6 protein-coding genes and 1 pseudogene are annotated in these 8,633 nt (G+C 69.5%); all 7 read right to left on the bottom strand.

Annotated features, from left to right (window positions below):
• Nucleotides 1–757, bottom strand: a pseudogene (locus AB0M52_RS26115) (L-arabinose isomerase); the annotation flags it as partial.
• Between the two features lie 27 nt (nt 758–784).
• Nucleotides 785–1,774 (bottom strand): galactofuranose ABC transporter, permease protein YjfF, encoded by a 990-nt coding sequence (yjfF, locus tag AB0M52_RS26110; RefSeq protein ID WP_363958780.1) that lies wholly within the window; start codon nt 1,772–1,774, stop codon nt 785–787.
• The gene (locus AB0M52_RS26105) at nt 1,771–2,841 is read right to left on the bottom strand and encodes an ABC transporter permease (protein WP_363958777.1); all 1,071 of its coding nucleotides are present in this window, start codon (nt 2,839–2,841) and stop codon (nt 1,771–1,773) included. The genes yjfF and AB0M52_RS26105 overlap by 4 nt, the downstream gene beginning before the upstream one ends.
• Nucleotides 2,842–2,997: 156 nt before the next feature.
• Complete coding sequence (locus tag AB0M52_RS26100; RefSeq protein WP_363958774.1) at nt 2,998–4,539, bottom strand: sugar ABC transporter ATP-binding protein; 1,542 nt, start codon at nt 4,537–4,539, stop codon at nt 2,998–3,000.
• A gap of 186 nt (nt 4,540–4,725) precedes the next feature.
• Complete coding sequence (locus AB0M52_RS26095; RefSeq protein ID WP_363958771.1) at nt 4,726–5,715, bottom strand: ABC transporter substrate-binding protein; 990 nt, start codon at nt 5,713–5,715, stop codon at nt 4,726–4,728.
• 94 nt (nt 5,716–5,809) lie between these two features.
• Entirely contained in the window at nt 5,810–6,535 is a 726-nt protein-coding gene (locus tag AB0M52_RS26090) for an L-ribulose-5-phosphate 4-epimerase (protein ID WP_363958768.1), read from the bottom strand.
• Nucleotides 6,532–8,217: a ribulokinase gene (araB, locus tag AB0M52_RS26085; RefSeq protein ID WP_363958765.1), complete on the bottom strand. Its 1,686-nt coding sequence runs from the start codon at nt 8,215–8,217 to the stop codon at nt 6,532–6,534. The genes AB0M52_RS26090 and araB overlap by 4 nt, the downstream gene beginning before the upstream one ends.
• Nucleotides 8,218–8,633 lie beyond the last annotated feature (416 nt).

Below are 8,633 nucleotides of genomic sequence, written 5' to 3'. Positions count from 1 at the left end.
GCAGCGAGTCGTGCCGCTCACCGCCGGGCCGCAACGCGGCGACGACGCGGTAGGTGTCGTCGTACTCCTTGACCAGGTCGTCCACCTGCGCGTCGGCCACCTCGTCGACCACCCGCACCAGGTCGTTGACCCCGTAGGTGTTCACCGAGACGCCGAAGCGCAGCTCCGCCTCGACCTTGTCCCCCTCGGTCACCGCGACGTCGCGCATGTTGTCGCCGAAGCGCGCCAGGCGCAGCGAACGCATCGCCGACCAGCCGATCGCCGCCCGGGTCCAGGCACCGACGCGGGCGGCGACACGCGGGTCGGTGACGTGCCCGGCGACCGTCTTGCGGGCCACCCCGATCCGGGTCTGGATGTACCCGAACTCCCGGTCGCCGTGGGCGGCCTGGTTCAGGTTCATGAAGTCCATGTCGATCTCGGCCCACGGCAACTGCTCGTTCGCCTGGGTGTGCAGGTGCAGCAGCGGTGTCTGCAACGCGTCCAGGCCGGCGATCCACATCTTCGCCGGCGAGAAGGTGTGCATCCAGGCGATGACCCCGACCGCCCCCTGCACGGCGGCATCCCGGCAGACCTCCAGGATATCGGCGCTGGTGGTCAGGACGGGCTTCCAGACCACCCGGGCGGGAATGTGCGGCGAGTCGTCGAGCAGGGCGGCGATCTGACGGGACTGGTCGGCCACCTGCCGGAGTGTGTCCTCGCCGTACATCGCCTGGCTTCCGGTGAGAAACCAGACCTCGGGTTCAGAGTGTGTTGCCATGGACGTTGCCTTCCGCGAGAGGGAGGGTTACTTGTAGCGGATGCCGATGAGGCGCTGGAGCAGGATGAACGCGAAGAGCAGGCCGCCGATCACGATCTTGGTCCACCAGGAGTTGAGGCTTCCGTCGAAGGTGATCAGGGTCTGGATCACGCCGAGCACCAGCACGCCGAGCACGGTGCCGAAGACATAGCCCGAGCCACCGGTGAGGACGGTGCCACCGATGACGACGGCCGCGATCACGTCGAGTTCCATCCCGACGGCGATCAGCGGCGCTCCGGAAAGCGTGTAGAACGACAGCAGGATCCCGCCGATCGCCGAGCACAGCCCGCTGATGGTGTAGACCGCGATCCGGGTACGTCCCACCGGCAGGCCCATCAGCAGCGCCGACTGCGGATTGCCACCGATCGCGTAGACGTTGCGACCGAGGCGGGTGTACGCCAGCAGGTAGGCGGCGACGGCGACCACGGCGAACGCGACGAGCACGCTGACCGAGACGAAATTGCCCCGGGGGTCCCCGATCCGGTACTGCGACATCGTGGTCCAGAAGCCGTCCGTGATGGGGATCGAGGCGCCGCTGATGAACGTGCACATGCCACGGGCGAAGAACATCCCGGCGAGTGTGACGATGAACGGCTGGATCTCGAAGAAGTGGATCGCGCAGCCCATCAGGAACCCGAGGGTCGGCCCGATGAGCAACGCGATGACCAGCACCAGCAACGCGGGCAGGCCGGACTGGAGCAACCAGGCCGAAACCATCGCCGTCATCGCGACGACCGAGCCCACCGACAGGTCGATGCCGCCGGTGAGGATCACGAAGGTCATCCCCACCGCGACCACGAGCAGGAACCCGTTGTCGATGAAGACGTTGAAGATGACCTGGATGTTCGAGAACGCCCGGTACTGGGAGACGCCGATGCCGTACATGACCAGGAGCAGGGCGAGGGTGGCCAGCACCGGCACGTGCCGCCGCGGCAGCCGGGCCCAGGTGGGAACAGTGGTCAGCGAGTTCAACGTCATGCCGGCACCTGCTCCTTCTGCCGCTGCGGCGACGCCTCCGGGGGCGCGGCGCCGCGTCGGCGGCGGCTGAACCTGGCCCGGAAGGCCGGCGCCTGGACGAGGCAGACGGCGATGACGACGACCGCTTTGAACAGCAGCGCCGTCTGCGGTGAGATGTTCATGGCGTACACCGTCGTGGTCAGGGTCTGGATGATCAGCGCACCGAGGATGGTGCCGCTGAGGAAGAACCGGCCGCCGGCGAGGGACGTGCCACCGATGACCACCGCGAGGATCGCGTCGAGCTCCACCCAGAGCCCGGCCGAGTTGCCGTCGGCGCTGGAGACGTTGGCGGTCATCATGAACCCGGCGATCGCGGCGCACACGGCGCTGACGACGTACACGAGGAAGACCACCCGGCCCGACCGGATGCCGGCCAGGCGGCTGGCCTCCCGGTTGCCACCCACCGACTCGATGATCATGCCGAGGGCGGTGCGGCGGGTAAACGCCGCGACGAGCAGGGCCGCGGCCAACGCGATGAAGATCGCGAGCGGCAGAGTCAGGAAGTGGCCCAGACCGATCGCCCGGTACGGGCCGGAGTTGATGGTGATGATCTGGCCCTCGGTGATCAGCTGCGCGAGGCCCCGGCCGGCCACCATCAGGATGAGCGTGGCGATGATCGGTTGGATGCCGATCACGGAGACCAGGATGCCGTTCCACGCGCCGAGTACCAGTGCGGCCCCGACCGCCATCGCGAGCGCGGTCAGCACCATGCCGAGGGCGTTCTGGTCCGGCGCCTTGCTGATGTAGAGGCAGGCGATGGCGCCGCTGATGGCGCAGACCGAGCCGACCGAGAGGTCGATGCCGCCGGTGGAGATGACCAGGGTCATGCCCAACGCGACCAGGATCAGCGGCGCGCTCAGCCGGAGGATGTCGACCGGGGTGCCGTACAGGTGGCCGTCCTTGACCTCGATGGTCAGGAAGCCGGGGCGGTAGAGCGTGTTCGCCGCCAGCATGACCACGAGCACGGCGACCGGCCAGAACAGCCGGTGGCCGACCATGGCCCGGAAGCGGTTCTTGGCGTCGCTCATGCCGGCGCTCCGCTTCGCTCCGCGCCACCATGAGGCACCAACACACTGCGCCGATGATTCGCTCGCTGACGCTCACTCATGCCGGCGCTCCGCTTCGCTCCGCGCCACCATGAGGCACCAACACACTGCGCCGATGATTCGCTCGCTGACGCTCGCTCATTGGTTCGCCTCCTCCCGCTGTGTCCCGCTGGCGATGGTCTGCATGACGCGGTCGGCGTCGACGGCGTCGTCGTTGGTGAGTTGCGCGACCAGCTCGCGGTCGCGCATCACCGCGATCTTGTGGCTCAGCCGCAGCACCTCCTCGAGTTCGGCGGAGATGAACAGCACCGCCATGCCACCGTCGGAGAGCTGCACCACGAGCTTCTGGATCTCGGCCTTGGCCCCGATGTCGATGCCGCGGGTGGGTTCGTCGAGGATGAGCAGTCGGGGCTCGGTGATCAGCCACCGGGCCAGCAGGACCTTCTGCTGGTTGCCGCCGGAGAGGTTGCGCACCGGCACGTCGGGGTTCGCGGGGCGGATGCTCAACGCCTTGATGTACTTGTCGACGAGTTCGTCCTGGCGGCGCCGCGGGATCGGGCGCAGCCAGCCGCGGGCGGCCTGCATCGCGAGGATCATGTTCTCGCGGACCGACAGGTCGGCGATGATCCCTTCCGCGCGGCGGTTCTCCGAGCAGAACCCGATGCCGTGGTCGATGGCCTGCACCGGAGTACGCAGACCCGTCGACTTGCCGCCCACGGCGACCTGTCCACGGTCGGCGCGGTCGGCGCCGAACAGCAGCCGCGCCACCTCGGTCCGGCCGGAGCCGAGCAGCCCGGCCAGGCCGACCACCTCTCCGGCGTGGATGGTCAGGCTGAACGGAGCGACCGCGCCCTTACGGCTGAGATCCGACACCTCCACGAACGGGGTCCCGCCCTCCAGGGCCGCCAGCTCCCGCCGGGGATGCTCCTCGATCCGTTCGAGAACGTCGAGTTCCTTGCCGATCATCTTCTCGACCAGGGCCAGCTGGGGCAGCTCGGCGGTCGGGTGCTCCCCCACCAGCGTGCCGTTGCGCAGCACGGTGATCCGGTCGGCGATCCCGTAGACCTGGTCGAGGAAGTGGGTCACGAAGAGGATGGCGATGCCCTCGTCGCGCAGTTGGCACATGATCCGGAACAGCTGCTCGACCTCACCGGCGTCCAGGCTGGAGGTCGGCTCGTCCAGGATCAGCACCCGGGCCTGGACGTCGATCGCGCGGGCGATCGCGATCATCTGCTGGACGGCGAGCGAGTACGACGCCACGGGTGCGGTGACATCGATGTCGAGGTCCAGCCGGGCCAACAGCTGCCGGGCCCGGCGTCGGACCTCGCCCCAACGGACGGCACCGAAGCGGCGCGGCTCGCGGCCGATGAAGATGTTCTCCGCGACCGACAGGTTGGGGCAGAGGTTGACCTCCTGGTAGACGGTGCTGACCCCGGCGGCGGCGGCTTGCATCGGCCCACTGAAGGCAACCTGCTCCCCGCCCAGGGTGATGATGCCGTCGTCGATGCCGTAGACGCCGGTCAACACCTTGATCAGGGTCGACTTGCCAGCGCCGTTCTCGCCCATCAGGGCGTGCACCTCGCCGGGGAAAAGCCGGAAGTCGACATTGTGGAGTGCGCGCACCCCCGGAAAGGACTTGCTGATCCCGGTCATCGTGAGGACCGGACGGCTATCCGTCATCCCATCAGACCTTCTTCTGGGTTCTCGGTACGGAAGGGCCACAGCGCCCCCGTGGCGTCCCGCCCGGCCGCCCCTGAGCGGGCGGCCGGGCGGAGACGGCACGGGGGTTTCGGGTCAGCGCCCAGTCCGTCGGGTAGGTGAGCGACGCGGCGGGGCCGCCACGTCAGCGGCGGCCCCGGGCGTCGATCAGTACTTGCGGTTGGGCAGGGCCTCCTTGGCCTGCTCCTGGGTGAAGGTGGTCTCCTCGGTCTCGATCCGCGCCGGCACCTCTTCACCGGCGTGCACCTTCTTGGCCAGGTCCATCAGCTGTGGCCCGAGCAGCGGGCTGCACTCGGCGATGAAGTTGAACTTACCGTCGGCCAGGGCCTGCATGCCGTCCTTGACCGCGTCGATGGTGATGATGGTGATGTCCTGGCCGGGCACCTTGCCCGCTGCGGTGATCGCCTCCAGGGCACCGAGACCCATGTCGTCGTTGTGCGCGAAGAGCACGTCGATCTTCGGGTGGGCCTTCAGGAACTGCTCCATGACCTGCTTGCCACCGGCGCGGGTGAAGTCACCCGACTGGGAGGCGATGACCTTCAGCTTCGGGTCGGCCGCGATCGCCTCGGCGAAGCCCTTCTTGCGGTCGTTGGCCGGAGCCGAGCCGGTGGTGCCCTGCAGCTCGACGATGTTCACGTCGCCGGTCGCGTCCTTCTTGTTCTCGATCAGCCACTCCCCCGACAGCCGGCCTTCCTTCACGAAGTCCGAGCCGAGGAAGGTCTTGTAGAGGGACTTGTCGGCCGAGTCCACCGCGCGGTCGGTCAGGATGACCGGGATGCCGGCGTCCTTGGCCTCCTTGAGCACGGTGTCCCAGCCGGACTCCACCACCGGCGAGAAGGCGATTACGTCGACCTTCTGCTGGATGTAGTTGCGGATGGCCTTGATCTGGTTCTCCTGCTTCTGCTGGGCGTCGTCGAACTTCAGCTCGATGCCCGCCTCCGCAGCGGCCTCCTTGATGGAGTTGGTGTTGGCCGTACGCCAGCCACTCTCGGCGCCGACCTGGGAGAAGCCGAGGACGATCTTGCCGTCGTCGGCCCCCTCTCCGGTGTCACTGTTGCCGCAGGCGGCCACGCTGCCGGCCAGCAGGACGGCGGCGACGACCCCGATCGCGCGCCGGGGCATTCGCATGTTTCTCATCGGATCTCCTCAGGTGGGTGCGGGTGTCCACGCCGCCCGCCGACGTGCGCGGGCGGCCTGAGCTGGTGGTGTGGATCCAGTGGGTGGTGCGAATTCAGTCGCGGGGCGCCGGGGCGACCCGCGGCCGGCTGGAGTTCGCCGGAGGCGAGGGGCGTTGGCCGTAGACGTTCTGGTAGCGGTCGTAGAGGGCGTCGATGTGGGCCTGCGCCATCGGCACCGGTTGCCCGAGCGCCCGCGCCAGGTGCGCGGTGCGGGCGACGTCCTCGCACATCACCGCGGCCTTGACGGCGGCGCGGGCATTGCGCCCGATGGTGAAGACGCCGTGGTTCTGCATCAGCACCGCGGGCGAGCGGTGCCCGGTGAGGGTGCTGACGATGCCCTTGCCGATGTCGTCGCCGCCGATCAGCGCGAACGGGCCGACCGGGATCTCCCCGCCGAACTCGTCGGCCTGCGCGGTCAGGTGGCAGGGAATCGACTCGCCGCGGGCCGCCCACGCGGTGGCGTACGTGCTGTGGGTGTGTACGACACCGCCGACCTCGGGCATGGCACGGTAGACGTACGCGTGCGCGGCGGTGTCGCTCGACGGGGAGAGCTCACCCTCGACCGGCACGCCGTCGAGGTCGCAGAGCACCATGTTGTCGGCGGAGAGGTCGTCGTAGTCGACGCCGCTGGGCTTGATCACCATGAGGTCGCGGCCGGGGACCCGCGCGGAGACGTTGCCGGCCGTCCAGGCCACCAGGCCGTAGCGGGTCAGCTCGCCGTGCAGGCGGGCGACGGTCTCGCGCAGCTCGGTCAGTTCAAGGGTTGATTCGACGCTCATGCGACCACCTCCAGCGGGGCCTCGTTCTGCGTGGCGGCCGACTCGACGGCCGCGTTCCGGATCGCCCGCAGGCGCAGCATCACGTCGTTGGCGCCCCGACCGAAGTGGTCGTGCAGCGTCCGGTACTCGGCGTAGAGGGCGTCGTACGCGCGTACCCGATCCGGGTCCGGCCGGTAGACCGCCTCCTGCACCCGGCCCATCGCCTGCGACGCCTCGTGGATCGAGGGGTACGCCCCGGCGGCGACCGCGGCGTGGATCGCCGAACCGAGCGCCGGCCCCTGCGCAGAGCCGATGATGCCGAGCGGCCGGTTGGTCACGTCGGCGTAGATCTGCATCAGCAGCTCGTTCGAGGTGAGACCGCCGGCGATCACCAGGTCGTCGACCGTCACCCCCGCCTCGACGAACGCCTCGACGATCATCCGGGTGCCGTACGCCGTCGACTCCAGCAGGGCCCGGTAGATGTCCTCCGGCCGGGTGGCCAGGGTCAGACCGACGATCAGTCCGCTGAGGTCGTGGTTGACCAGGAGTGAGCGGTTGCCGTTCCACCAGTCCAGCGCGACCAGGCCGTGGGCACCGACCGGTTGGGCCGCGGCCAGTTCGGTGAGCCGTTCGTGCGAGTCCGCCCCGGCCGGGGCGGCGTGCTTGACGAACCAGCCGAAGATGTCACCGACGCCGCTCTGTCCGGCCTCGTAGCCCCATGCGCCGGCACTGATGCCGCCGTCGACGACGCCGCACATCCCGGCCACCTCGGCGGGCTGGGTGCCGTTGACCACGTGGCAGGTGGAGGTACCCATGATCGCCACCAGCCGGCCCGGCGCGATCGCCTGGGCGGAGGCCGCGGTGACGTGGGCGTCGACGTTGCCGACGGCCACCGCGATCCCTTCCGGCAGGCCGGTCCACGCGGCGGCGCGGGCGGTCAGCTCGCCGGCCCGGCCGCCCAGCGGCATCAGCGGTCCGTCCAGTTTGGCCACGAAGTCGCCGAAGCCGGGGTTGAGTGCGGTCAGGTAGTCCGTCGACGGGTACTGGCCGTCCTGCAGGATGCCCTTGTAGCCGGCCGTGCAGACGTTGCGGGTCTCGACATCGCACAGCTGCCACACGATCCAGTCCGCGGCCTCGATGAAGCGCTCGGCCCGGTGGTAGACCTCCGGGTCCTCCTCCATGAGTTGCAGCCCCTTGGCGAACTGCCACTCGGCGGAGATCTTGCCGCCGTAGCGGCCGATCCACGGCTCGCCGCGCTCGTGGGCCAGCGCGTTGATCCGGTCGGCGTGCGGCTGGGCGGCGTGGTGCTTCCAGAGCTTCACCCAGGAGTGCGGGCGCTGGCGCAGCTCCGGCACCTCGCACAGCGGAGTGCCGTCGGCGAGCGTCGGCAGGACGGTGCAGGCGGTGAAGTCGATGCCGATGCCGACGACGTCGCCCGGGTCCACCCCGGCGGCGGCCACGGCGGCGGGCACGGCGTAGCGCAGCACGTCGCGGTAGTCCTCGGGATCCTGCAACGCCCAGTCGGGTGGCAAGGGCGTCCCGCCGTCCGGCAGGGCGGAGTCGATGACCGCGTTGCGGTACTCGTGCACCGCCGTCCCCAACTCGGCACCATCGCGAACCCGGACCACCAGGGCCCGCCCCGAAAGGGTGCCGTAGTCGACCCCGACGACGTACCGATCGCCCGCTTCGTCCACACCGCTCATGTTCAACCTCCGCCGATGACGAACCTCAGTGTTAACGCTCACATCCCGTGCCGTCAAGACACCTGCCGGCAACAGCTCCGTAACGGAGCGCACCGCCCGGTCCGTCACCTCGGCCGGAACCGGTGGCAGGCCCAGATCCACGCCCCTTGCGGCACGGTTCAGCGCGGACGGCATCGTAGTCGCCGCCCACCGTCGAGGCCCACCGTCGCACCCCGCCGAGACCCGGCGCGGCACCGCCGAAACGCTTGCCGGACAACGGAAAACCGGCCCCGGCCAGCGATCCGGACAGTGGCCCGGCTGGCCGGGGCCACCGCTGGCCGGGCGGCGCTCAGGCCGGTCCGCGTCGCGCAGGCCTCGACACCAGCCGCAGGGTCCGCTGCTCGCCGCCGCCGCCGATCATGATCGGCGGGTACGGC

Origin of the sequence: Micromonospora sp. NPDC051296 (genome assembly GCF_040682255.1) — a bacterium.
Classification (GTDB): domain Bacteria; phylum Actinomycetota; class Actinomycetes; order Mycobacteriales; family Micromonosporaceae; genus Micromonospora; species Micromonospora craterilacus.
This window is presented reverse-complemented; position numbering and strand designations above follow the sequence as displayed.

Coding starts and splice junctions, on each gene's coding strand:
- yjfF (WP_363958780.1), bottom strand. CDS start 1,774: ATGACGTTGAACTCGCTGACCACTGTTCCCACCTGGGCCCGGCTGCCG.
- AB0M52_RS26105 (WP_363958777.1), bottom strand. CDS start 2,841: ATGAGCGACGCCAAGAACCGCTTCCGGGCCATGGTCGGCCACCGGCTG.
- AB0M52_RS26100 (WP_363958774.1), bottom strand. CDS start 4,539: ATGACGGATAGCCGTCCGGTCCTCACGATGACCGGGATCAGCAAGTCC.
- AB0M52_RS26095 (WP_363958771.1), bottom strand. CDS start 5,715: ATGAGAAACATGCGAATGCCCCGGCGCGCGATCGGGGTCGTCGCCGCC.
- AB0M52_RS26090 (WP_363958768.1), bottom strand. CDS start 6,535: ATGAGCGTCGAATCAACCCTTGAACTGACCGAGCTGCGCGAGACCGTC.
- araB (WP_363958765.1), bottom strand. CDS start 8,217: ATGAGCGGTGTGGACGAAGCGGGCGATCGGTACGTCGTCGGGGTCGAC.